Annotated in this window: 23 protein-coding genes; 13 read left to right on the forward strand and 10 right to left on the reverse strand. The window is 60.2% G+C overall.

What is annotated here, in order from left to right:
- Nucleotides 1–15: 15 nt before the first annotated feature.
- Nucleotides 16–840: an inositol monophosphatase family protein gene (locus MARHY_RS16195; RefSeq protein WP_014422779.1), complete on the forward strand. Its 825-nt coding sequence runs from the start codon at nt 16–18 to the stop codon at nt 838–840.
- A gap of 411 nt (nt 841–1,251) precedes the next feature.
- On the opposite strand, the gene slmA is transcribed toward MARHY_RS16195, so the two are convergent.
- The 9 genes from slmA to MARHY_RS16240 all read right to left on the reverse strand — a co-directional run bounded on the left by slmA (nt 1,252) and on the right by MARHY_RS16240 (nt 9,750).
- Nucleotides 1,252–1,839, reverse strand: a complete 588-nt coding sequence (gene slmA, locus MARHY_RS16200; RefSeq protein WP_014422780.1) for a nucleoid occlusion factor SlmA — start codon at nt 1,837–1,839, stop codon at nt 1,252–1,254.
- A 69-nt stretch (nt 1,840–1,908) separates the two neighbouring features.
- Entirely contained in the window at nt 1,909–2,718 is an 810-nt protein-coding gene (locus tag MARHY_RS16205; RefSeq protein ID WP_014422781.1) for a thiazole synthase, read from the reverse strand.
- Between the two features lie 59 nt (nt 2,719–2,777).
- Nucleotides 2,778–2,978: a sulfur carrier protein ThiS gene (thiS, locus tag MARHY_RS16210; RefSeq protein ID WP_041655650.1), complete on the reverse strand. Its 201-nt coding sequence runs from the start codon at nt 2,976–2,978 to the stop codon at nt 2,778–2,780.
- A 17-nt stretch (nt 2,979–2,995) separates the two neighbouring features.
- Nucleotides 2,996–3,394, reverse strand: coding sequence for a DUF423 domain-containing protein (locus MARHY_RS16215; protein WP_014422783.1), 399 nt, complete (start codon nt 3,392–3,394; stop codon nt 2,996–2,998).
- The gene (locus MARHY_RS16220; RefSeq protein ID WP_022993141.1) at nt 3,381–4,184 is read right to left on the reverse strand and encodes a symmetrical bis(5'-nucleosyl)-tetraphosphatase; all 804 of its coding nucleotides are present in this window, start codon (nt 4,182–4,184) and stop codon (nt 3,381–3,383) included. The genes MARHY_RS16215 and MARHY_RS16220 overlap by 14 nt, the downstream gene beginning before the upstream one ends.
- Nucleotides 4,177–5,007 carry a 16S rRNA (adenine(1518)-N(6)/adenine(1519)-N(6))-dimethyltransferase RsmA gene (gene rsmA / locus MARHY_RS16225; protein ID WP_011786918.1) on the reverse strand — a complete coding sequence of 277 codons (831 nt, stop codon included), beginning with the start codon at nt 5,005–5,007 and terminating at the stop codon, nt 4,177–4,179. The genes MARHY_RS16220 and rsmA overlap by 8 nt, the downstream gene beginning before the upstream one ends.
- Entirely contained in the window at nt 5,004–6,014 is a 1,011-nt protein-coding gene (gene pdxA, locus MARHY_RS16230) for a 4-hydroxythreonine-4-phosphate dehydrogenase PdxA (protein ID WP_014422785.1), read from the reverse strand. The genes rsmA and pdxA overlap by 4 nt, the downstream gene beginning before the upstream one ends.
- On the reverse strand, nt 6,011–7,354 hold the full coding sequence (locus MARHY_RS16235; protein ID WP_014422786.1) for a peptidylprolyl isomerase: 1,344 nt from the start codon (nt 7,352–7,354) through the stop codon (nt 6,011–6,013). The genes pdxA and MARHY_RS16235 overlap by 4 nt, the downstream gene beginning before the upstream one ends.
- A 62-nt stretch (nt 7,355–7,416) precedes the next feature.
- The gene (locus MARHY_RS16240) at nt 7,417–9,750 is read right to left on the reverse strand and encodes an LPS-assembly protein LptD (protein WP_014422787.1); all 2,334 of its coding nucleotides are present in this window, start codon (nt 9,748–9,750) and stop codon (nt 7,417–7,419) included.
- A gap of 238 nt (nt 9,751–9,988) precedes the next feature.
- Here MARHY_RS16240 and MARHY_RS16245 point away from each other — a divergent pair, with 238 nt between their 5' ends.
- The 3 genes from MARHY_RS16245 to MARHY_RS16255 are packed head-to-tail and all read left to right on the forward strand — an operon-like array spanning nt 9,989 to nt 12,470.
- Nucleotides 9,989–11,029: an aminoglycoside phosphotransferase family protein gene (locus MARHY_RS16245; protein WP_014422789.1), complete on the forward strand. Its 1,041-nt coding sequence runs from the start codon at nt 9,989–9,991 to the stop codon at nt 11,027–11,029.
- A 2-nt stretch (nt 11,030–11,031) separates the two neighbouring features.
- Nucleotides 11,032–11,718, forward strand: a complete 687-nt coding sequence (murU, locus tag MARHY_RS16250; protein ID WP_011786923.1) for an N-acetylmuramate alpha-1-phosphate uridylyltransferase MurU — start codon at nt 11,032–11,034, stop codon at nt 11,716–11,718.
- The gene (locus MARHY_RS16255; RefSeq protein WP_011786924.1) at nt 11,715–12,470 is read left to right on the forward strand and encodes a DnaJ domain-containing protein; all 756 of its coding nucleotides are present in this window, start codon (nt 11,715–11,717) and stop codon (nt 12,468–12,470) included. The genes murU and MARHY_RS16255 overlap by 4 nt, the downstream gene beginning before the upstream one ends.
- Here the strand turns inward: MARHY_RS16255 and MARHY_RS16260 are convergent.
- Entirely contained in the window at nt 12,467–13,432 is a 966-nt protein-coding gene (locus MARHY_RS16260; protein WP_011786925.1) for a DUF3530 family protein, read from the reverse strand. The two genes, MARHY_RS16255 and MARHY_RS16260, sit on opposite strands and share 4 nt — an antisense overlap.
- A 98-nt stretch (nt 13,433–13,530) precedes the next feature.
- Here MARHY_RS16260 and rpe point away from each other — a divergent pair, with 98 nt between their 5' ends.
- From rpe to MARHY_RS16305, 9 genes are all read left to right on the forward strand, one after another.
- Complete coding sequence (gene rpe, locus MARHY_RS16265; RefSeq protein WP_011786926.1) at nt 13,531–14,217, forward strand: ribulose-phosphate 3-epimerase; 687 nt, start codon at nt 13,531–13,533, stop codon at nt 14,215–14,217.
- The gene (locus MARHY_RS16270) at nt 14,214–14,903 is read left to right on the forward strand and encodes a phosphoglycolate phosphatase (protein WP_014422790.1); all 690 of its coding nucleotides are present in this window, start codon (nt 14,214–14,216) and stop codon (nt 14,901–14,903) included. Before rpe ends, MARHY_RS16270 begins: the two co-directional genes overlap by 4 nt.
- A 236-nt stretch (nt 14,904–15,139) precedes the next feature.
- Nucleotides 15,140–16,627 carry an anthranilate synthase component I gene (trpE, locus tag MARHY_RS16275; protein ID WP_011786928.1) on the forward strand — a complete coding sequence of 496 codons (1,488 nt, stop codon included), beginning with the start codon at nt 15,140–15,142 and terminating at the stop codon, nt 16,625–16,627.
- A 16-nt stretch (nt 16,628–16,643) separates the two neighbouring features.
- Nucleotides 16,644–17,222 carry an aminodeoxychorismate/anthranilate synthase component II gene (locus tag MARHY_RS16280; protein ID WP_014422791.1) on the forward strand — a complete coding sequence of 193 codons (579 nt, stop codon included), beginning with the start codon at nt 16,644–16,646 and terminating at the stop codon, nt 17,220–17,222.
- Between the two features lie 17 nt (nt 17,223–17,239).
- A complete protein-coding gene (trpD, locus tag MARHY_RS16285) occupies nt 17,240–18,268 on the forward strand; it encodes an anthranilate phosphoribosyltransferase (RefSeq protein ID WP_014422792.1) in 1,029 nt (342 codons plus the stop codon).
- Between the two features lie 162 nt (nt 18,269–18,430).
- Nucleotides 18,431–19,243, forward strand: a complete 813-nt coding sequence (gene trpC, locus MARHY_RS16290) for an indole-3-glycerol phosphate synthase TrpC (protein ID WP_014422793.1) — start codon at nt 18,431–18,433, stop codon at nt 19,241–19,243.
- A 27-nt stretch (nt 19,244–19,270) separates the two neighbouring features.
- Nucleotides 19,271–20,638: an MATE family efflux transporter gene (locus MARHY_RS16295; protein ID WP_014422794.1), complete on the forward strand. Its 1,368-nt coding sequence runs from the start codon at nt 19,271–19,273 to the stop codon at nt 20,636–20,638.
- Nucleotides 20,639–20,719: 81 nt separating this feature from the next.
- Nucleotides 20,720–22,552: an IucA/IucC family protein gene (locus MARHY_RS16300; RefSeq protein WP_014422796.1), complete on the forward strand. Its 1,833-nt coding sequence runs from the start codon at nt 20,720–20,722 to the stop codon at nt 22,550–22,552.
- Between the two features lie 25 nt (nt 22,553–22,577).
- Entirely contained in the window at nt 22,578–24,341 is a 1,764-nt protein-coding gene (locus MARHY_RS16305) for an IucA/IucC family protein (RefSeq protein ID WP_162132555.1), read from the forward strand.
- Nucleotides 24,342–24,375: the final 34 nt, after the last annotated feature.

Consider the following 24,375-nt stretch of genomic DNA (forward strand, 5'->3'; position numbering starts at 1 on the left):
AACCGCGAGGGTGCCATGTCTGACTCAGTTTCTCTCCAGGAAATCGCCGATTTCACCGAAGCCCTGGCCCGCGAAGCCGGCGAATTGATCCGCCACGAGCGGGAAGAAAACACCCTGCGCACCGACTACAAACACCAGACCGAACTGGTCACCCACGCCGACGTGATGGCCGACGAATTCATCACCGGCACCATCCGCGAACGCTTCCCCCACCACCGCATCCTCTCCGAGGAAACCATGCCGGATCTGTCCCAGGCGGAAGAGCTGGAAACGCCATTGTGGATAGTCGACCCCATCGACGGCACGGTGAACTACGCTTACGGCCATCCCCAGGTTGCGGTGTCCATTGCCTACGCCGAGAAGGGCAAAGTGCGGGTGGGCGTTGTGCACGCGCCGTTTCCCGGCGAGACCTTCCGGGCCACCGAGAGCGAAGGCGCAACCCTGAACAACCAGCCTATCCGCCACAGCGGCGCGACCGACCCCAGGCAATCGCTGTTCGCCACCGGTTTTCCGTACACCAAGGACAACCTGGAACCGCTGGTACGCCGCTTGGACGCCATGATTCACCAGTGCCGCGACCTGCGCCGGATCGGCTCAGCCGCTCTGGACATCTGCTGGGTGGCCTGTGGCCGGCTGGACATCTACTACGAAAACGTCAGCCCCTGGGACTTCGCCGCCGCCCGTCTGATCGCAAAAGAAGCTGGCGCTACGGTAGGCCATTTCGGGGAAGTTCCGGAGGGCTATCCGGCGGATCTCTATGGACGGGATATTCTCATCTCGGCGCCGGCCGTGTGGGCGCCAGTGCGCTCAATTCTGCGGACTGCTTCCGGATACGAGTAAGGTTGGATAATATCGCCAACACCTAGCCTGATATTTTGGAGTTAGGCATGGGCTGGGATCCCTTTCCCGAAACCGCTACGAGCACATCCGTGTGCGCTTCTCTCCGGCCATCCTTGGCCTCCGAAATTTCGGGAAAGGGATCCCAGCCCATGCCTTTCTGACATCAGCGATAACGCACCGAATCTAGGTTTGATCAGGAAATACAAATCCATAGAGAAAGATCGAGGGGTATAACTCGACTATCCCAACAAAGTTCGATCGTTGTGACTGGGGTTTACCTTCGCAGAATGTCGGAGGCCAAGGATGGCCGGAGAGAAGCGCACATGGATGTGCTTGTAGCGGTTCTGCGAAGGTAAACCCCAGTCACAACAGGCAGTCCACTGGAAGGCTAGGTGAACGAAACTCCACGGCTCAACCCCAGACCGCCTCAGACACCAGCCCCCAGGCCTCGTCGAAATCACTCGTCGGCAAGCGCGAAAACGAAGAGCGCACAAAGCGCTGAATCCGGCCTTCCACGAACACCATGACAAAGTCCGCACCACGGGCCGCCGTGGTTCTGGGCCGCAGGCCCTGACGGATTTCACCTTCTTTCAGGGCCTGGCGAATCTGGGTTTCCAGCCGCTCGAAAAACTGGGATGCCCGCTTTCTCAGGGATTCATCCTCCCCCATCAGCGCATCGCCAGTCAGCACACAGCACAGGCCCGGATTACGCTCGGCAAACACCAGCACCAGATGCGACAGCTGCTGCAGGCGCACGCGCACATCCTCCTGTTCCTGCAGAATCACCTGGCAACGGGAAAAAACCGCCTCCTCGGCAAATTCGATCAGCGCCTCAAACATTTTGCGCTTGCTGGGAAAATGCCGGTACAAGGCCGCTTCGGTAACGCCCACGGTTTTGGCCAGGCCAGCCGTGGTGATTCGGGCACCGGGATCGCTTTGCAACAGCTCGACTAGCGCCTGGAGAATAGACTCCCGGCGACTGGGTTTCTGGTTGGTCATGACAGGACTACAGCGCTCTGAAATTCTGGTTTTGGTTTTATATGCCCTCCCCGGCAAGGGAGGGACTTTTCAGAAAAAAGTGCCGTCGATCGGTGACGAGGCACTGGCATACAGTTTCTTGGGCATACGGCCGGCGAGGTAGGCTTCACGGCCGGATTCGATGGCCAGACGCATGGCATTGGCCATTCTGATCGGGTCTTTGGCCTGGGCGATCGCGGTGTTCATCAGCACGCCGTCACATCCCAGCTCCATGGCAATGGTAGCGTCTGAGGCCGTACCGACGCCCGCATCCACCAGCACCGGCACCTTGGCGTTCTCGACAATCAGCCGGATGTTGTAGCGGTTCTGGATACCCAGGCCGGAGCCAATCGGCGCACCCAGAGGCATGATGGCCACGCAACCCATTTCTTCCAGGCGCATGGCCAGCAAAGGGTCGTCCGAGCAGTACACCATCACCTTGAAGCCATCCTCGATCAGCTCTTCAGCCGCGAGCAGGGTTTCCGGCATGTTGGGGTACAGGGTCTTGTGTTCGCCCAGCACTTCCAGTTTGACCAGATCGTGGCCATCCAGCAGCTCCCGGGCCAGCTTGCAGGTACGGACTGCATCTTTGGCGGTGTAGCAGCCGGCGGTATTGGGCAGGATGGTGTAGCTTTCCGGGGAAATCACGTCCAGCAGGTTGGGTTCATCCGGGTTCTGGCCCAGGTTGGTACGGCGTACCGCCACAGTCACGATCTCGGCGCCACTGGCCTCGATGGCATGACCGGTTTCCATCAGATCGTGATATTTGCCAGTGCCCACCAACAAGCGGGACTGGTACACCTTGCCGGCGATTTCCAGGGGTTTGTCTTCGGGGAGCTGAATCTCTGGTGTCTCTGTCATAACCTGCCTGAGTTATCTGGATAAAGTAAGAGCGGGAACCGCCTGGCTCTGATGAGGTATCAACCACCACCGATGGCGTGGACCACTTCCACCCGGTCACCTTCATTCAGGGTGAACTGCGGGTGCTGGCTGCGGGGTACAATGTCTTCGTTTACCTCCACCGCCAGGCGTTTCCCGGTCAGGGTGAGTTGTTCTATCAGGGCGGCAATGGTCGCTCCGCTTGGGAGTTCCATCGGCTCGCCATTCACCTGTACCAACATGGTTACCATTGCCTCCGTTACTTCTTCAGGGCTGCGACAATCAGCAACACCCAGCCCACCATAAAGCAGACGCCGCCCACCGGTGTCACCGGACCCAGCCAGTGGATTCCTGTCAGAACCAGCAGGTAGAGACTGCCACTGAACAGCAACATCCCGGCAAGCCAGAAGCCACAGGACAGGGTCAACAGCTTTCGCGGCAGGCCAAGCGCCGGCATCAGACTCGCGGCCACCAAAGCCAGGGCATGGTACATCTGGTAGCTGACAGCCGTCTGGAATACCTCAAGGCCGCGTTCGGATACCACATGGCGCAGGCCATGAGCACCGAAAGCGCCAGCCATAACGGCCAGCAGGCCGGCGACGGCGCCGGCGACAAGTGCCCAGCGTACAATCCGGGTTCCGGGGTCAGCCGCAGTCACAGTGGATTTTCTCTCCGGTATCGAGATTCATCATGGTCAGGGCGCCGCCCCATACACACCCGGTGTCCAGCCCGATAAACCGGTCGCTGCCGGTGTTGCCTTCCAGCGCAGCCCAGTGGCCAAACACCACTTTCACATCGTCCTGGCGGGGATAGGTAAACCAGGGGGCATAGCCCTCAGGCGCCTGATCGGCCGACTCTTTGGTAGCCAGTTCCAGGCGGCCGTCGCTGGCAATAAAACGCATGCGGGTAAAATAATTGGTAATCACTCGCCAGCGATCCATACCGGTGAGGGTATCACACCAGGTTTCAGGCTGATTGCCATACATTTGGCTGAAATATTCGCTCGCCTGGTCGTCCCGGATCACGGCTTCCACTTCCCGGGCACAGGCCACGGCCTGCTCCACACTCCAGATGTGCGGCAGACCGGCATGGGCCATCACCAGGTTTCGGCCGGCGTCGTGCACGCACAGATGCTGCTGGCGCAGCCACTGGATCAGCCGGTCGTGATCCGGTGCGTCCAGAATGTCATGCAACGTATCCTTGCGCTTCGGTCTGTGGCCGCCAAGCGCGACCGCCAGCAGATGCAGGTCGTGGTTGCCCAGTACCACAACGGCGGCATCGCCCAGGCTTTCGATGTAGCGCAGGGTTTCCAGTGATGACGGGCCGCGGTTAATCAGATCACCGGCCACCCAGAGCCGGTCACGGGACGGCGAAAAATCAACCTTCGCCAGCACATCCCGCAGGCGATCGTAGCAACCCTGAATATCGCCGATGGCGTAGTCAGTCATCACTTACCTCGTTGTCATCTGCCTGCAGCTTACCAGTGTCTGCCAGCAAATCCGCAATCCTGACATAGTCGGCCAGGCCCAGGTTTTCCGGGCGCAGGCCATCGTTGATTCCGAGGGACTGCAGCTGTTCTACGGTAACCATGGCCGCCAGCGCCTTGCGCAGGGTTTTTCGGCGGGCATTGAACGCGGTGCGTACCACTGCCTGCAGCGTTTTCAGGTCTTTCGCGGGGTACGGCAGTTCCTTGTGGGGCACCAGGCGGACAATGGCGGAGTCCACTTTCGGGGCCGGGCGGAAGGCGCCAGGGCCTACTTCGAACAGCGGCTGCACCTTGCAGAAATACTGGGCCATGATACCCAGGCGGCCGTAATTGTTGTCGCCCGGTACCGCCGCCAGCCGCTGCACCACCTCCTTCTGCAACATGAAGTGCATGTCCTGCACCACACCGCTCTGGGACAGCAGATGAAAGATCAGCGGGGTGGAGATGTTGTAAGGCAGGTTGCCGACAATGCGCAAAGGCCGGTCACTCACCAACTGGCTGAAATCGAAACTGAGGGCATCGGCCTCGTGAATCCGGAATTCCGGGTAGTTGAAGAACTTGGTACGCAGCACCGGAATCAGGTCCCGGTCCAGTTCCACCACCTGCAAACGGGGATTGATGGCAAGGATTTCTTCGGTAATAGCCCCCAGACCGGGGCCGATTTCTACAATCGAGTCTTCCGGCTTGGGATTGATCGCGCGCACGATGCGTTCTATCACACCTGGATCATGCAGGAAGTTCTGGCCAAACCGTTTACGGGCCTGGTGCCCGTGTTTGTTGCTCATGACAGTTCTCCGGCCCGTGCGGCCTTGCGGCAGCGGGCCATCTGCTCGCCCACACGGATAGCGGTATGCAGGCTGCCGGCATCGGCCTTGCCGGTACCAGCCAGATCCAGGGCAGTGCCATGGTCAACCGAGGTACGGACAATGGGCAAGCCCAGCGTGATATTAACGGCCCGGCCAAAGCCTTGGAATTTCAGTACCGGCAGGCCCTGATCGTGATACATGGCCAATACCGCATCGGCATTGTCGAGCCAGTGCGGGGTGAACAGGGTGTCCGCCGGCAACGGCCCGGTCAGTTGAATTCCCTCGGCCCGCAGCTGTTCGAGGGTCGGCTCAATCACCTCAATTTCTTCCCGCCCCAGATGGCCCCCTTCACCGGCGTGGGGATTCAGGCCAGCCACCAGAATGCGCGGCTGATCAATACCGAAAAAGGCTTTCAGGTCCGCATTCAGAATGCGCGTCACCTGAGTCAGCCGGTCCGGTGTTATGGCCGCAGAAACGTCTTTCAGGGGTAAGTGGGTGGTTACCAATGCCACCCGGAGTTCTTCCGTGGCCAGCATCATCACCACCCGTTCCACGCCACACAGCTCCTGCAGGAATTCGGTATGGCCACTGAAGACGATGCCGGCTTCGTTAATAACGCCCTTGTGCACAGGCGCGGTCACCATGCCGTCGAAATCGCCATTCAGGCAACCCCGGGCGGCGATGGTCAGGGTGTCCAGGACGTACTGACTGTTACCCTTATCAAGCCGGCCGGCCACCGTGGAACCACAACCTTCAACATGTCGTACCGATAAATGACCCGCCCGGGTTGCTGCCGCTACACCTGGCTGCCAGTCATGCAGCTCAATCTGGAGCCCGAGCTGGCTGGCCCTGTCTCGTAGCAGTTCGCGGCTGGCAATCACCACCAGGCCGGCGTCCCGGCTCCCGGTTGCCAGTTGCAGGCACAGTTCCGGGCCGATGCCGGCCGGTTCGCCGGCAGTGAGTGCCAGGATCACCGGTGTGCTCATGACGGGTTTGCTTCCTCGCTCTCCGGGTTCATATCGGCATATTCACCCTTGAACTCAACAAAGGCTTCGTCCCGAATCTCACGCAGCCAGTTCTGCAATTCCAGCTCGAATTTCCGCATATAGATGGCCTGACGAGCCTGGGACTCGCGATTCTGTTCGGTCACGTCCTGGCGCCGGCGCTCCTCCACCTGCAGGATGTGCCAGCCAAACTGGGACCGGAAAGGCCCGAAATATTCGCCCACCTGCGCCTGATTCATGGCTTCTTCAAAAGCGGGCACCATCTGGCCCGGGCTTACCCAGCCCAGATTACCGCCGTCCGAGCCGGAGACCGGATCGTCCGAGCGTTCACGGGCCAGATCGGCAAAGTCGGCGCCATCCTGCAACTGCTGGTAGATCTCGCGAATGCGCTGCTCCGCCTGCACATCGGTCACCGCTTCGGAAGGCCGTACCAAGATATGCCGGACCCGGTGCTGCTGGATGAATTGCTGCTGCTCACCGCCGCGCTTGTCCATCACCATCACCAGATGAAAACCACTGTTGTTTTCCAGCACCTGCGAAGGCTCACCAACTTCCAGATCCGGTACCACCGGTGCGACCAGTGAGGGCAACTGGCTTTCAGATCGCCAGCCCATGTCGCCCCCTTCCAGGGCGTTGCTGGCATCGGATTCGGCAACCGCTACTTCCCGGAAGTCCCGACCGTTGGCAATCTGCTGGCGCAAGGCCTGTGCTGTCTCCCGGGCCTCATCCACCGACGCTTCGCTGGCCGGGTCGTCAACTTCGATAAAGATATAGGCCAGACGGTATTCGGCATCGGTACTGCCGTTGGCTTGCTGGGCCTGGAGATAGTTTTCCACTTCCCGGTCGGTAACGCGTACCCGGTTACCTACGCGACGCTGCTGCACCCGGCTGGTCAGCATTTCATTGCGGATCTGCTCCCGGGCCTGCTGATAGGTCACCCCTTCTTCCGCCAGCTGGCCTTCGAATTCGGCCAGGGTCATGCCGTTGCTGCGGGCAATATTGGCCAGGGTCTCGTTCAGCTCGTTGTCGCTGATGCGCATGCCCATCTGGCCGGCCATCTGCAGCTGCAGGGATTCCTGAATCAGTTGGTCCAGTACCCGCTGCTCAAGCAGTTCCCGGGGCGGCAGACCAGTGCCCTGCGCACTCAGGCGACCGACAATGGTATTGATACGGGCGTCCAGCTCACTCTGGAGGATCACCTCGTCATCCACGATCGCAACCACACGGTCCAGCAGTTTTCGTTCGGCCTGAGCAGTCACTGACAGCACCACCATGGCCAGTGTCAGCAGAATTGTCAGTCCGTGGCGGACAGTCGCCTTCATAATCACCTCTTGGTTTGTAAAATCGTGATCGCAGCCGGGTCGGCCTGCAGATTCGGGTTCGTTCAACGGCGCGGGTTTCCGAACCTCCGGCGCTCGCGCTCGTCGTAGCCGTAGATGGCGTCCGCGATGTTGTCGGATGCACCACCACTGCCGCCCAGACCTTTCAGTTCAATCCGGAACAGCAAGCGGGTGTCCAGTTCTTCGTCATCAGTCAGGTAGTTCTGGTGCACCACCTGAAAACTCCAGCAGCAGTTGTTATATTCCAGACCGGCAAGGGTGCCCACGGTTCGGTCGAGCTGAGAATCCCAGACCCAGCGACCAATGGCACTGACCTGGTCCGTTACCGGAAAGACCGTTCCAATGTCGGTTTGTTCCAGCTCATCCGGCCGGCTGTAGGTATGTCCGAGTGTCGCCAGGTAACGATAATCCTCGGAGTGGAAAATCAGCTGGCTGCGGCCCTCTTCGGTTTTCCGGGTTTCGTGATCCCACAGCAGGGAAGAACGAAGCTCCAGATTGTCGATGGGGTTCAGCACCAACTCGCCCGCCAGCGGTGAGCGGCTCCGGTCGGATGCGCCCTCGCCAAACAGATCCACTTCACGATCTTCGAAATAGCGCACCTGGCCAACACTCACCCGAGCCCGCTCCGCCCCGGTCAGGAGGTCATTGAAACGACTGGTGAGCGCCACCGTCAACTGGTTGGCGTCACCGACCCGATCCCCGCCGGTAAACCGGTCCCGCCGGAACAGCTGGTCAAAGCGGAAACTGCGGATGCCGGTATCAAAATCCGGGATATAGTTCTGATCGGATTCGGCATCGGCCCAGGCGTAATACAGCCGGGGCTCCAGGGTCTGGTTGTAGGGTACGTCAAACAGGCTGGATCGACGATCAAAGTACAAACCATTGTCCCACTCGAACACCGGCACGGTGCGGTCAAAGCCGGCGTCACCCAGGGTGTAGTCATCCAGCTCGTAGCGGGTGTAGTCGAGGCTGACCGAGGGACGACTGAAGCCCCAGAGCGCCCTCATGGGCAACGCCAGTTCGGGAATCGCCCGTAACCGCTGGCCGTTGGCCTTGTCCAGGCCGGTAAGGTTCTCATTGTCCCGGTAGAACCAGGTGTACTGGCTTTCCAGGTTCGCTTCCAGCCAGCCGGCTTCCAGCGAGCCACCGTAGATCACTTCCGGCAACTGGGCATAGGGTTTATCAACGTTGGCAATACGGTCAGGGATGGTCTGGTAGCCGTTCAGGTAGGCTTCAAAGTACTGATTGGCTCCGTAGTAACGGACGCCACCCCGTCGCTGAAGATGCGTCGCCTGATCAATTTCAAGACTGCGGTTCAGATCGCTCAGGTAGTCCTCATCTGATATCACCGAGTAATCGCCGTAGCCGCTCCAGCCTCCGCCAAACGCCGCCCGGGTGGTAAAATCCAGGGCCCAGCGCTCGCCATTTTCACCCGGATTTTCATCCCGAAAAGCGGAATCATTGTCGATATACCCCAGCTGCAGCACCGATTCGCCATACTGACTGAGGTAGCGCCCCTCCACTTCCGTGAACAGGCCGCGACCGTGGATATACTGCGGTGTGAGGGTGGCATCATAATGGGGTGCCAGATTCAGATAGTACGGCAAGGCCAGGTAGGCCCCGCTACCAGCGCTGGACGAGCCAAACTGGGGATACAGGAAACCGGTCTTGCGGCGGTCATCAATCGGGAAGGTAATGTAAGGCCAGTAGAATACCGGCGCATCCAACACTTCCAGCCGCACGTGCCGTGCAGTACCAAAACCTTCCGCCTGATCCAGCTCGATGTCCGATGCCACAATCGACCAGTCGTTCTGGCCCGGACCACAGGTAGTGATCATGCCATCGGAGATAACCACCTGGCTTTCACTGACCCTGGACAGGGATGAGGCCTCGCCCCTGAGTTCCGACTCGTGCAGGAGAAACGTGGCCGTGTTGATATCCAGTTGCCCGGACTGGGTAGAATAGTTCGCGTCCTGCCCGGTCAGCAGAAAGCCTTCACCTCGGCTGACCAGCGGTCCTTGCAGTTGCAATTCGCCGGACTGCTGGTTGTACCGTGCCTCCGCGCCGGTCGCCTGGAACGGACCCTGGCGCAGGCGCACATCACCCTGCAGGTAGAGTTCGCTATCCAGTTCATAGCGGGCGTTCAGGGCACTGGCTTCCAGTGGCATGGAACCCTCAATGCCCTCGCCCGGCACCACGGCGCCATCGCCGCCAACCGTGCCAGGCAGATAACCTCCCTCGCAGAATACCGGCAGCCGACCGGCCACCTCTGGCGGCAATTCACTGCGCGGGCGCCAGTCAATCTCAGCGGCGCTGGGGCTGCTACCCGCCCCCTCGGCACGTACGCCACTCGCTGCCAATGCCACGATGACGGCCAAGCTTGAAAGCCGGAACCTGGCGCACAACAGGGAGGAGCAATGGCTGGGCACGTTGACGAAATTCCTGTTCCATTTGAATGATGGCTGGGCGTAAGGGCACCTAGTTTACACGCGCCCTCAAGGCTTGTTAACGGAAAGCCCGCTGCAATTCCGTTTTACCCTCTTTATACTCCGGTGCAGAGAGTGCCCGGTTAACGCGCCGGCCATCATCCACCGATCCAGGAATGCTGATCTGACCATGGATAACCGTTTGCAGTTGCTGACCCGCTGGGTCAGGCAAATTCCCGGCTTCTCGGCCGCCAGCCCGACACCGGTTTCCGGCGACGCCAGTTTTCGACGGTACTTCCGGGTCTGGAAAGACGTGCCGGGCGGGCAACCCGCCCCCTTCATTGTGATGGATGCTCCACCGGAGCACGAGGACTGCGTTCCGTTTGTGGCCATCGCCCGGCACTGGCATCAACACGGTATCGCCGTGCCCGCCATTGCCGCCGAGGATCTTGAGCAGGGTTTTCTGTTACTGGAAGACCTGGGCGATCTGCTGATGTTAACGGCCCTGGAACAGGGCGATGTGGACACCCTGTATCGGGCCGCGCTGGACGAACTGGCGCGTATTGCCGGGCTGGACGACCCGGCAGACTACCCACTGCCCGCCTATGACCAAGCCCTGCTCGACCGGGAGATGGCGCTATTCCCGGACTGGCTGCTGGAAAAACACCTGGGGCTGGAACTCGACAACCAGGAACGGGCGCTGCTGGACACCGCCTTCGGCCTGCTCCGGGAGAGTGCCCTGGCGCAGCCGGAAGTCACCGTGCACCGCGATTACCACTCCCGCAATCTTCTGGTCCGTGATAGCCAGACGGTTCCCGGCGTGATCGATTTTCAGGATGCCGTACGCGGCCCCATCACCTATGATGCCGTCTCCCTGCTCAAAGACTGCTACGTGCGCTGGCCGGAACAGCGACTGGCAAGCTGGCTGGAGCATTTTCGTAACGCCAGCCAGCAGGCCGGCTTGCACCGCGCTGATGCAGATACTTTCCGGCAGTGGTTTGAGCTCATGGGCATGCAGCGCCATCTGAAAGCCGCCGGCATTTTTGCCCGCCTCGCCATTCGCGACGGCAAGACCGGCTACCTGGCTGACATTCCCCGCACCGTCAGTTATCTGCGAGATGCCAGCGCCCGGCAACCAGCCTTCCGGCATTTTCACGAGTGGCTCTGCAGCACCGTGATTCCGGCCATCGAACAGCGCATTGGCCCGCTGCCGGAGCCGGGAGTTCGCTGACTATGAAGGCTATGATTCTCTCCGCCGGCAAAGGCGAGCGTATGCGCCCGCTGACCCTGACCACCCCCAAGCCGTTGCTGTCAGCCGGGGGGCAGCCCCTGATCGTTCATCATATCGAGCGCCTGCGCGACGCCGGTTTCAGCGACATTGTGATCAACCATGCCTGGCTGGGGGAACAGATTGAAGCCCGGCTGGGGGATGGCGAGGCCTTTGGTGTCAGCATTCGCTACTCTGCAGAGGGTGAACCGCTGGAAACCGCCGGTGGCATCATCCGGGCCCTGCCTCTGCTGACCGACGCGGGCGACGACTGGTTCCTGGTGGTCAACGGTGACATCTGGAGCGATTTCGATTTCAGCCAGCTCCAGGCCCCGGCCAATGCCGATGCCCTGCTGGTGATGGTTTCTAATCCACCCCACCACCCTGAGGGGGATTTTCATCTTCAGGACAACGGCTTTCTGAACCCTGACGGGACCGAAAAACTCACCTTCTCCGGTATCAGCGTGCTGCACCGGCGCCTGTTTGATGAACTGGACGATTCCGCCGGCAAACTTGGCCCTGTGCTGCGCAGGGCCATGGCCCGCAACCGGGTCACCGGCCTGCATCATAACGGCCAGTGGGTGGACGTCGGCACACCAGAACGATTGCAGAGCCTGGACCAGTGGCTGCACGAAAGGGCCCGGACATCATGAGGCAGAGCAATCCACCCGCCCTGCCGGCGAGAATGGAGTCGTCGTTCCAGGAACTGCTGCAGGAACTGTCCAGTTGCGGACATCAGGCCAGCACCCTGCTGGAGCGCGCGCGCCTGCCGCGCTGGTACCGCAAGCCACTGTTCTTTTTTCTGGGTTACATTGCCAAGGCCGATGGCCGGGTCCGGGAACCGGACATTCATTATGCCGAAGCCCTGATGAAAGCCCTGGCCCTGTCGGCCAGGCAACGCCGCAAAGCCATCGATCAGTTTCGCAAGGGCAAGGACACTGACCATCTGCCCCTGCGCCAGGGCCTGATACTGCGCCTGGCCTTGCTGCTGTGGCCGGCACCGGCCCTGAAAACCGCTATCTGCCTGTGCCATGGCGCACAAATCCTGGGCCAGCCCGGCAAGGCCCGGCGCTACCGCTGCGAAGACGCCATCAGCCATATGGGGTTGCCCGTTGTCATCAGCGATGACATTTTCGAAAGCTACGCCAGCAAAGTGTGGATTCGCACTGCCGCGCCGCCGCAAAAGCCGGCGACCTACGAGCAGGCTTGCCAGATTCTGGGCGTAACCCGGCGAGATTCGCTGGAGACCATCAAACGCGCTTACCGCAAACAGGTTTCCGCCTGCCACCCGGACAAACTGGCGCAACAGAAACTGGCGCCCTCGGAAGTGGCGATGGCAAAAGACCGGTTGTTACGCTATCAACAGGCCTGGGAACTGATTCGCCAGAGACATCGGGCACTTTAATCCCCGCTGGCCGACAGGTTTTTCAGCCAGGCACTGACCCGGCTGGCAACCCGCCTCGCATCTTCAGCCCGGAGTGGTCGATTGAGGGCCACGGGCTGACGGTCGTAACCGGCCACATCCGCGCGAGCAAACGCCGCCGCCCGCGCCCGGCCCTCTGCGCCGGAAGGCCCAGCGGAATCATGCAGATCCAGCACCGGCCATCCCTGTCCTCCGTTTCGCTCCTTCAACAACGAGGGCAAGGTAACGGCCTGCCGGGCCGGAAACCGGGGGGCCAGCCAGACCACCGCAGACACGGCAGCGGCGTCCGCCGCCCAGTCCGTGACATAGTCGGCAGACCAGCCCATGCCCAGCACGCCCACACGTTCATAGCCACGCTGCTGCAATACGGCTACCCCGGCGGACAGAATTGTACGAACCGAATTTCGAAAATCTGCGGTCAGGTCATCAAAAGGCGGTTCCTCAGCCACATCAATCATGACCGAATCCGATGTATTCCCGCCCTGATCCGGGTTCTGTCCGGCGTCATCATCCAGGCCAGGCGCCATGACATCCATGCGATGTCGCCGTATCGCCTCCGGCGGCAGCCCAAGGCCAACCGTCATCACCGCAAGACCCCGCTCCGCCAGCGCCACCCGCAACGATCCCAGCACACCCTCATCGGCCGTCTGGCCTTCGTCGGCCAGTATCAGTAAAGCCCCGGTTGCCGGCGTAACGTATTCGGGCAGGAACAACCCCAACGCCCGGCCCTCGTCGTCCAGATCGAGCCAAACAGCCTGCTCCGGGTAACGCCGTACCAGCGCCCATTCGCCCAAACCCGTTGAAAAACCGGATCTTGACGCTGGATTAGCCTTGGTCGCGGGTTCCGCTTCCTCACCCCCCTTCGCCTCATCCTGGGCCACAGCGGCGTTCAGCCAGCCGCTGATCAAGAACAGACAAAGTAATCTGATTGCTTTCAACACCATGAGCCAATGCACCTATCCCGCTGCGAAAATCACCGGCAAACTGATAGACTAGCAGGGTTGCCCAGAGGCCGATAATTCACTACACCGAGAGAGCCCCGATGAATCCATATCTGATTGCCCCATCCATCCTCTCCGCCGATTTCGCCCGCCTGGGCGAAGAAGTCGATAACGTTCTGGCTGCTGGTGCCGACGTGGTGCACTTCGATGTGATGGACAATCATTATGTCCCTAATCTCACCATTGGGCCCATGGTGTGCGAGGCCCTGCGCAAGCACGGCGTTACCGCCCCCATCGACGTGCACCTGATGGTGTCTCCGGTGGATGACCTGATCCGCATGTTTATTGACGCCGGCGCCAGCTACATCACCTTCCACCCGGAAGCCAGTAACCACATTGACCGTTCCCTGCAACTGATCCGCGACGGCGGCTGCAAGGCCGGACTGGTGTTTAACCCCGCCACCCCGCTGAGCTACATGGACTACGTCATGGACAAGCTCGACATGGTGCTGCTGATGTCAGTGAACCCGGGCTTCGGTGGCCAGAAGTTTATCCCCGGCACCCTCGACAAGCTCAAGGAAGCCCGCAAGAAGATTGATGCCAGCAACTACAACATTCGCCTGGAAATCGATGGTGGCGTGAAAACCGACAACATCCGGGAAATCGCCGAGGCCGGCGCCGACACCTTTGTGGCCGGCTCTGCCATATTCAACACTCCGGATTACAAGGCCACCATCGATGCCATGCGAGAGGAACTTGAGCAAGCCCGCAAGGTGATCGGCGGATGAGCCTGAAAGGCCTGTTCAACGCCCGCTGGCCGGGAGTCGCCCTGTTTGATCTGGACGGCACGCTGGTAGACAGCGCACCGGATCTGGCCGCCGCCGTGGATCAGATGCTGGAGCACCTGGGGCGTAGCCCGGCAGGCCTGGACAAGGTGCGCACCTGGGTTGGCAACGGCGCCCAGGTTCTGGTGCGCCGGGCCCTGGCCGGAAAAACCGATTGGGAACCCGCCACCGCTAAAGATGAGGCGCTGTTCAACGACGCCCTGACCATTTTCTATCATGCCTACGGCCAGCTGAATGGCCGGCATTCCGAGGTATTTCCCGGCGTCCATGACTGCCTGGACCACCTGAGGCAACTGGGCTGCCGGATGGCCGTGGTCACTAACAAACCTGACCAGTTTGTTCAGCCCCTGCTGGAAAAAACCGGTCTGGATCAGTGGTTCGACCTCTCGGTCGGTGGCGATACCCTGCCAGTGAAAAAACCGGACCCGGCGCCCTTGCTGCACGCCATGGAAAAACTGGGCGGCACACGGGGCACCACGGTGATGGTCGGGGACTCGAAGGCAGACGTCAATGCAGCCCTGGCAGCAGGCATCCCCTGCGTCGCCGTCAGGTATGGCTATAACTTTGGCGGCTCCGTTGACAGTCTCGGCGCAGATGCTGTTGTTGATTCGCTGGCCGAGCTTTTGTAATCTCGCAAGGACGTTTTATTTTGAACACATCAATTCGGGAGATTCCTGCCGTGCAGGGACTGAATCTGACTGCAGCGCGAGGCATCCTGACAACCCGCGCAACACGATGGTGGCGATGGCGCACCGGCTGAGCAAGCCCCGGGGCTGATGGCGCATGCCTGCTTGCCCGCACCACCGGTCACAGCGGTGTAACACCGTTCTGACAAAACGCAGATCAGATTTCAGGAAACCGAACCATGACACCCGAGCAATTCCACGAGCTCGCTGAAGCCGGCTATAACCGTATCCCTGTCTACCGCGAAGTTCTGGCGGATCTCGACACTCCCCTCAGCACCTATCTGAAACTGGCCAGCGGGCCATACTCCTACCTGTTCGAATCGGTACAGGGTGGCGAGAAATGGGGCCGATATTCAATCATTGGCTTACCCAGCCAGGAAGTGCTGAAAGTCTTCGACCACCGCATCGAAGTCAGCCGCAACGGCGAAGTGGTCGAACAGGCAGAGGTCGATGACCCTCTGGCTTTCGTGGACGACTACCAGAAGCGCTTTAACGCCCCGGACCTGCCCGAACTGCCCCGGTTCAACGGTGGCCTGGTGGGCTATTTCGGCTACGACACCGTGCGCTACATCGAAAAGCGCCTGCGCAACAGCTGCCCGCCCGACCAGATCGGCACGCCGGATATTCTGTTGATGGTGTCCAATGAAATCGTGGTGTTCGACAACCTGCGCGGCAAGTTGCATCTGATTGTGCACGTGGACCCGTCTATTGAAGGCGCCTACGAAGCGGCGCAACGCCGCATCGACGAGCTGGAAAGCCAACTGCACCGCCAGACCGCCAACGCCCCCCGCACGCCGGAACATCTACGCGGCAAGGTGGTGGACGAGAGCGACTTTATTTCCGGCTTTACCCAGGACAGATTCGAAGCGGCGGTGGACAAGATCAAAGGCTACGTGCTGGATGGCGATGTCATGCAAACCGTCATCTCCCAGCGCATGTCGATTCCGTTCGAGGCACCACCCCTGAACCTCTACCGTTCGCTGCGCGTGCTCAACCCGTCACCGTATATGTACTTCCTGGATCTGGAAGACTTCCATATTGTCGGCTCATCTCCGGAAATCCTGGCGCGTGTGGAAGATGAGGAAGTCACCGTCCGGCCCATCGCCGGCACCCGCAAACGCGGCGCCACCGATGCCGAGGACAAAGCCCTGGAAAAGGAACTCTTGGCCGACCCGAAAGAGATCGCCGAGCACCTGATGTTGATCGACCTGGGCCGCAACGACGCCGGCCGGGTGTCGGAAACCGGCACAGTGAAGCTGACCGACAAGATGATCGTGGAGCGCTATTCTCACGTGATGCACATTGTCTCTAACGTGACCGGTCGACTGAAAGAAAACACCAGCTGCCTGGACGTGCTGCGCGCCACCCTGCCCGCAGGCACCCTCAGCGGCGCGCCGAAAATCCGCGCCATGGAGATTATCGACGAGCTGGAACCGGTAAAGCGCGGCGTATACGGCGGTGCGGTCGGTTACCTGTCGTTCAACGGCAACATGGACACCGCCATCGCCATCCGCACCGCGGTCATCAAGGACAACACCCTGCACATCCAGGCCGGCGCCGGCGTGGTGGCAGACTCCATTCCCCGCCTCGAATGGAAAGAAACCATGAACAAGGGCCGCGCCATTTTCCGTGCCGTGGCCATGACCTACAACGACTACGACCATTGAGGCGGAGGAACAGATTATGTTGCTGATGATCGATAACTACGATTCCTTCACCTACAACGTGGTGCAGTACCTGGCTGAGCTGGGTGCCGACGTACAGGTATACCGCAACGACGAAATCACCATTGAGCAGATTGAAGCCCTGAAGCCCGAGCGGCTGGTGATTTCCCCGGGCCCTTGCACCCCTAATGAGGCAGGCATCTCCATGGACGCCATTCGCCACTTCGCCGGCAAACTGCCGATTCTGGGCATTTGTCTGGGCCACCAGTCCATCGGCCAGGTGTACGGCGGCGACATCATCCGGGCCGGCAAGGTGATGCATGGCAAGGTGTCGGCGGTGTACCACAACGACGTGGGAGTGTTCCGGGGCCTGAACAATCCCTTGCAGGCCACCCGTTACCACAGCCTGGTGATCGACAAGAACACTCTGCCCGACTGCCTGGAAGTGACTGCCTGGACCCGCAACGACGACGGCTCCGTTGAAGAAATCATGGGCGTGCGCCACAAGACCCTGCCCATCGAAGGCGTGCAGTTCCACCCCGAGTCGATCATGACCGAACAGGGCCATGAACTGCTGCGCAACTTCCTGAGAACATAACAAGAGGCCGACGACCCATGGACATGAAACAAGCACTGAACCGCATTGCCTCCAACCTGGACCTGTCCCGGGACGAAATGAAGGATGTGATGCGCATCGTGATGAACGGCGAAGCCACCGACGCCCAGATCGGCGCCTTCCTGATGGGCCTGCGCCTGAAGAGCGAAACCATCGACGAAATCACCGGCGCCACCGAAGTGATGCGTGAATTGGCCACCAAGGTCAGCATCAACGCCAGCCCGCTGGTGGATATCGTCGGCACCGGGGGCGATGGTGCCAATCTGTTCAACGTCTCCTCTGCCTCTTCCTTTGTGGTGGCCGCAGCCGGCGGCTTTGTCGCCAAGCACGGCAACCGGGGCGTATCGTCCAAGAGCGGCAGCGCCGACCTGATCGAAAAGGCCGGCATCAACCTGGACATGAAGCCGGAGGAAGTGGCCCGCTGCGTCGAACAGATCGGCGTCGGCTTCATGTTTGCGCCGGCCCACCACGGCGCCATGAAACACGCCATCGGTCCGCGCCGGGAGCTGGGTTGCCGGACGATCTTTAATATTCTTGGCCCGATGACCAATCCGGCCGGCGTCACTCGCCAGCTTATCGGCGTGTTCACCAGGGAACTGTGCCGCCCGATGGCAGAAGTCATGCAGCGCCTGGGCGCAGAACACATCATGGTGGTCTGCTCGAAGGATGGCCTGGATGAAATCAGTCTGGCCACGGTCACCCATGTTGCCGAACTGAAGGATGGCGAAATCACCGAATACGACCTGACGCCGGAAGACCTGGGCCTCAAGAGCCAGTCGCTGGTGGGCCTGACGGTGGATTCCTCCGACGAATCCCTGAAACTCATCAAGGCCGCTTTCGGTCGCAACCACGACGAAACCACCGAAAAAGCCCGCGACATGATCGCGCTGAACGCCGGCGCGGCCATTTATGTCGCCGGCCTGGCCAAGACCGCCAAAGAAGGCGTCGACATGGCACTGGATGCCATGGGTTCCGGTTTAGCGGCTGGCAAGATGTCGGAGCTGGCTGATTTTTCTCAGTGTTTCTAATTCCGGCCTATTTTTGATGGAGCCGGACGAGCTGGTGAGGGAGCCTTTCCAAAACACGCCCACGAGTACGTCCCTGTAGGGCTTGACTTCAGCCATCCATGGCTGAAGACAGTTTTGGAAAGGCTCCCTCAACAGCTCTCGCAAACTTTATACGGGCCAGCTATGACTGACAGACATTTGGATAAGACTCCCACCATCCTGCGTAAAATCGTTGATCGGAAATGGGGGGAAATTGATGAACGTAAGCCCAAGGTTTCGATTGCAGACCTGAAAGCCATGGCCGGCGATCAAGCTCCAGCGCGTGGATTCGCCAATGCCCTGCGCACCCGCATCGAAGCTCAGCGGCCAGCGGTCATTGCCGAGATCAAGAAGGCTTCACCCAGCAAAGGCATCCTGCGAGATCCCTTTGAACCGGAACGCATCGCCGAAAGCTACGAACAAGGCGGTGCGGCTTGCTTGTCAGTGCTCACCGACCAAGATTTCTTCCAGGGCCACGAAGACTACCTGAAAGCCGCCCGCGCGGCCTGCAGCCTGCCGGTGATCCGCAAGGACTTCATGGTGGCGCCCTATCAGGTGTATGAAAGCCGGGCCATTGGCGCCGACTGCATTCTGCTGATTGCCGCCTGCCTGACCAAAGACCAGATGCAGGAACTGGAGGGCATCGCCCACGAGATTGGCCTGGATGTGCTGGTGGAGGTGCATGATGGCGAGGAATTGGACGATGCGCTTACCCTGAGCACGCCGCTGGTAGGCATCAACAACCGCAATCTGCACAACTTTGAGGTGTCGCTGGACACCACCTTTGAACTGCACCACCGGATTGCCGAAAACCGACTGACCATTACCGAGAGCGGGATCATGACCCGTTCAGATGTTGAGGCCATGACCAGCCGGGGCATTTACGGATTTCTGGTGGGTGAGTCGTTCATGCGCGCGCCAGATCCGGGTGAGAAACTGCAGGAGCTGTTCGGCTGATTCACAGGATAAACGGGTGAGGCAAGTATGGACGCAGAGACCGGCAAGGATTCCGACAACCCGATACTGACCGGCCCCTTCTGGCCGGTTTTCTTCCGCTATGCCCTGCCCTCAGTGGCGGGGTTGCTGGCACTGACCACCGCCAACATCGTTGACGGCATTTTCATTGGCAACTTCGCCGGCGCAGATGCCCTGGCGGCTCTGAACCTGCTGATTCCCTGGTTTACCCTGCTATTCGGCATGGCGCTCGCCCTGGCCATTGGTGGTACCGTTCGGGCTGGCCGCTATCTGGGCGAAGGCAGGACCGACGCCGCATCTGCCATCTTCAGCAAGTGCCTGATGGCCACTCTGGCCCTGGCTCTGGCCGGAGCACTGGCGGGGTTGTTGTTCCATGATGGGATCTATCGTCTGCTGGGTGCTTCGCCCGACATCTACCCGCTGATGTCCGAATATTTTCTGGTGATCATCTGGGTGCTGGTGGCCCAGCTGGTCACCATGGTGTTGTACTACTTCGTGCGGGTGGACGGCTTTCCGGGGCTGGCAACCACGGCCCTGGTCGCAGGAGCCGCCGCCAATATCCTGCTGGACGCCCTGCTGGTGGGCTATCTGGATCAAGGTTTGCGTGGCGCCGCCATCGCCACCGGCCTGGCCCAGGTACTGCAATTCGCGGTTCTGGCCCGTTACTTTCTCAAGCCGGAACGCAAGCTTCACTTCCAGCTTCAGCAAAAACACTGGCAGGAGATTCCCCAGGCGTTCGCCAATGGCGTTTCGGAGTGGATCAACGAGCTCTCGGTGGGGCTGGTTATGCTGTTGATCAACTGGCTGTTGATGACCACTCAGGGCGTGGCGGGGGTAGCCGCCTTCACCGTGGTGAACTATCTGATCTTCCTGAGTCTGATGGTGTTCTATGGTATTTCGGACGCCATGCACGTGCTGATCAGCCACAACCTGGGGGCCGGCAATGCCGAACGTATCCGCCGTTTTATGGGCTGTGGGGCCACCGTCATTCTGAGCCTGGCACTGGCGCTGGTGGTCACGGTCTGGCTGTTTGGGAATCAGGTGGTCCGCCTGTTTCTGGACACCACCGCAGACCCGGCCACCGCAGCCCTGGCAGACCGCTTTCTCACCATCCTTTGGCCGCTGTTTCTGGTCAACGGCATCAACGTGTTGCTGTCGGTCTACCTGACGGCCATGCACAAAGCCCTGCCTTCAGCCCTTGTCGCCTTTTCCAGAAGCCTGGTGCTGCCCGCACTGCTGCTGGTCGGCATTGCCCGCTTTGCGCCGGAATGGCCGCTACTGCTGGCACTGCCACTGGCGGAATGGCTCACCTTCGGCCTCGCAATAGCCCTGTTTTTACGCTTCCGGCCGCAGCGGGTGATCACCGTTCCCGGCTAATTGTAAAAAATGTAAAACCATTTCACCTGCAATAGATTCTCATTTAGATTTACTCCAAATTCAGGAATTTGGAGCGTCGACATGGGACCGTCTGCCCGGGCAATTGCCGAACAGGCAAGTTTTCAGGCTTTCCTGCATGGTTACCTTCAGGAAGTTGATCCCGGCGACTGGCAGACCGCCAGCCAGCGCACCCAGGATCCGACAGGCCGGTTCTCGGGGCCTTGGGTATGCGAACTGACTCTGAACAGCCAGCGCTCCCGCCTGGCCATCGATATTGTCTACCGCTCCGCTCTGGGCCGACACCGCTACGGCAAGGTACGACAGTGGCTCAGCGGTCGTCATTGCTGGGCCGACATCGACCCTTTTCAGGCAATGTGTCTCTTGGCCCGTGAACTCTATGCGTTATCCGGCGGCATGGTGCCCGAGCTCCGAAAACTCCGGGAACTGGAGTTCCTGCATCGGCTCACCGACAGCTACGGGGTCATGACCCGTTACGTCGAACACAGGCGCAACGATTGCCGGCTTCTGGCCAACCGGTTTATCGATTCAGAACAGTCTCTGTTGTTCGGACACACCGCCCATCCCACTCCCAAGAGCCGCCAGGGGATGTCGGAATGGCAGCAGCATGCCTACGCGCCGGAGCTGACCGGGCGCTTTCAGCTGCACTACTTTCTGGTTCATCGGGATTGCGTCCTGGAGGATTCTGATGGTCCTTTACCAGCCAGTACCATGGCCGAATCTCTGTTGCAGGACAGTCAAGCCTCCCTGAACCTGCCGGACAATCATGTCCTGATTCCGGCCCATCCTCTGCAGGCTCAGTGGTTGATGACGCAGCCCGGGGTGCTGGACGCCATCGCCCAGGGGTTGATTCACCCACTGGGCTCGCTTGGTCCGGAATTTTCTGCGACGTCATCGGTACGCACTGTTTACTGCGAGCAAGCTGAATGGATGCTGAAGTTCTCCATTCCAGTCAAGGTGACCAACTCGCTGCGGATCAACAAGGCCCACGAGCTGAAAGCGGGGGTGGTTATGTCCCGGCTGCTCCGGCAAACCGGTTTTGGTGAAGCCGAGCCCGGCTTCCGGATCCTTCAGGACCCGGCCTATCTGACCGTTATGCTACCCGGGCTGACCGAAAGCGGCTTTGAAGTGATTTTCCGGAACAACCCTTTCCCGCCGGGGCAGGACCAGGGGGTGATCAGCATTGCCGCCCTGACCCAGGATCCCCTGCCGGGCCGGAATTCCCGGTTACTGGATCTGATCGAGGGCCTGGCATTGAACGAGAACCGCAGCCTGGCAGCCGTCAGCCGGGACTGGTTCCAGCAGTATCTATCATGCGCGATTGGCCCGGCGCTGCGGCTTTATGATGAGCACGGCATTGCCCTGGAAGCCCATCAGCAGAACAGTCTGCTGGATGTCAGCGGGGGCTATCCACGCTGTTACTACTACCGGGACAATCAGGGTTACTACCTCTCGGAGAGCTTGCGCGGGCCACTCACAGAGCAATGCACCGACCTGAAAGAAACCCCGGAGTTGTTCTACCGGGACGCCATGATCCGCGACAGGTTCTGCTACTACCTGATCGTAAATCAGCTGTTTTCGGTAATTGCCCGCTTTGGCATTGACGACCTGATACCGGAAACCCTGTTGATCCAGCAATTCCGACATTTTCTACATGCCGAGCACAGCCGGCTTGATGGACCGGCACAGGCGCTCGTCAAGTCGTTACTGGAAGACAGCCGTCTACCCTACAAAGGCAATCTGCTGACCCGGGTCAACGATGTTGACGAGCTGAATGCAGAGCTGGAGATGGCAGTCTACACCAGTATTGCCAACCCACTCCGCGGCGATACCCGGGCAACACCGAAAGGCAGCACCGCTGCCCCGGCAGTCGAGGTAAGCCATGGTGTTGCCTGAGCCGAGAGCCTTATCCAAAGCCCCCATGGCAGGACTGCAACCGGTGACCACGCTGAGCGAGTTACCGGCCCAACGGGTGCTGCGGCAGCTGCTTGAAGCCCTGATGTTTGAAGGCCTGATTGCGTACCATCCGGGCGATCGCAACCGCACCGGATGGCAATGGCTGAGCTTCCAGGCTGGCAATCTGCACGGACGTTGCCGAGCCCGCATTCGGGGCTTTGGCCGACTGAGACTGGACACCAGTTCCCTGACCTTGGAGCGGAACCAGAAACCGGTGTCGCTCTCGGTGACCACGTTGGTTGCACAGCTTCCGGCAACGAACTCACACCAGCAATCTCTGTTAACGGAGCTGCTGGCCACGATCAGCAACAGTGAACGGCTGGACGCCCTGCGCAAGGCTCGTCATTCCGGAGACCGCCGGAACCTGCATGGCGAAGCTCTGGACAGCGCCCTGCACGAAGGCCACCCCTACCATCCCTGTTTCAAGAGCCGGCTCGGATTCCAGGGCGATGATCTGGTGCACTATAGCCCGGAAACCAGCACCGGATTCAGGCTTCATTGGGTGGCAATTCCCCGACACAATCTGGATTCCCAGTTACCGTCTTCAGACATGGCTTTCTGGCAATCAGAACTGGGCCAGGAACAGGCTTATCTGCTACGGGCAGCATTCCACCGGGCGGGCGTTGACTGGCAACAATATGGCGCGCTGCCAACCCACCCATGGCACTGGCAGAAACTCAGCCAGGGTCCCGAGTCCGCCCGGCTTGAGGCACTGGGCATCAAATGCCTGGGGCCTCTGGGAGACCGTTACCATCCAGGGCAGTCGCTCAGGTCTCTATTCAATGCCAGCCGGCCAGCGAAAGCCTGCGTCAAACTGCCTTTGGGCATTCACAATACCTCGTCACGCCGGCATCTGGAGCCCCATTCCGTGCCATCGGCTCCTGCCATCAGCCGTTGGCTCGAGTCCATTGTCGCCGGCGATCCACTGTTTGATACCAGCTACCCACTACGTCTGCTGCCCGAATATGCCAGCCTGGGCGTTGCCGCGCGCGAAGAGCAGGGAGCAAATAATTCGGAGCTTGCGGGGGAGCTGGCCGCCATCTGGCGCGCCAGCATCGGCTCCCGGCTTCATGAGGGTGAGCAGGCCATCCCCTTAAACGCCCTGTTCCAGTGGCAACCTGACGGCATGCCCTTTATTCACCCCTGGGTGGAGCATTATGGTCTGGTCCCCTGGCTGGAGGCCACGCTCAAGGCTGTCATTCTGCCAGTCTGGCATATGCTCGCTGCCCACGGCGTCGGTCTTGAGGCTCATGCCCAGAACAGCCTTCTGGTGGCGCGCAGCGGCTGGCCCAGAGCACTGATGCTTCGGGATTTCCACGACAGCGTCGAGTACGCCCGGGACTATCTGCCCCAGACTATCCCCGAACCGGACTTCGGCCCCCGGCAGGCATTCTACGATCAGGCACCGGACAACCAGTATTACCGCATGAGCAACCCGGAAGCCCTGCGCGAGCTGGTGATGGATACCCTGTTTATCTTCAATCTCAGTGAGCTCGCGCTGGTTCTGGAAGAGGCCTACGGATTTAACGAGGCGCGGTTCTGGGATCGAGTCCGGACAATCCTGACCAACTATGCACGACAACACCCGGAGCAGAGGTCCCGCCTGGATCGCCTGGGATGGGATCAACCCAACCCGCTCACCGAGTCGCTGCTGCGCAGCAAACTTCAGCCAGACATCGAGCAGCCCCGCCACCGGGTGCCTAATCCCCTGGCCCCAACGACACCCTGATGCCCTTCATTGATCACCATCACAAGAGGTTACC

This window comes from Marinobacter nauticus ATCC 49840, assembly GCF_000284615.1.
GTDB lineage: Bacteria > Pseudomonadota > Gammaproteobacteria > Pseudomonadales > Oleiphilaceae > Marinobacter > Marinobacter nauticus.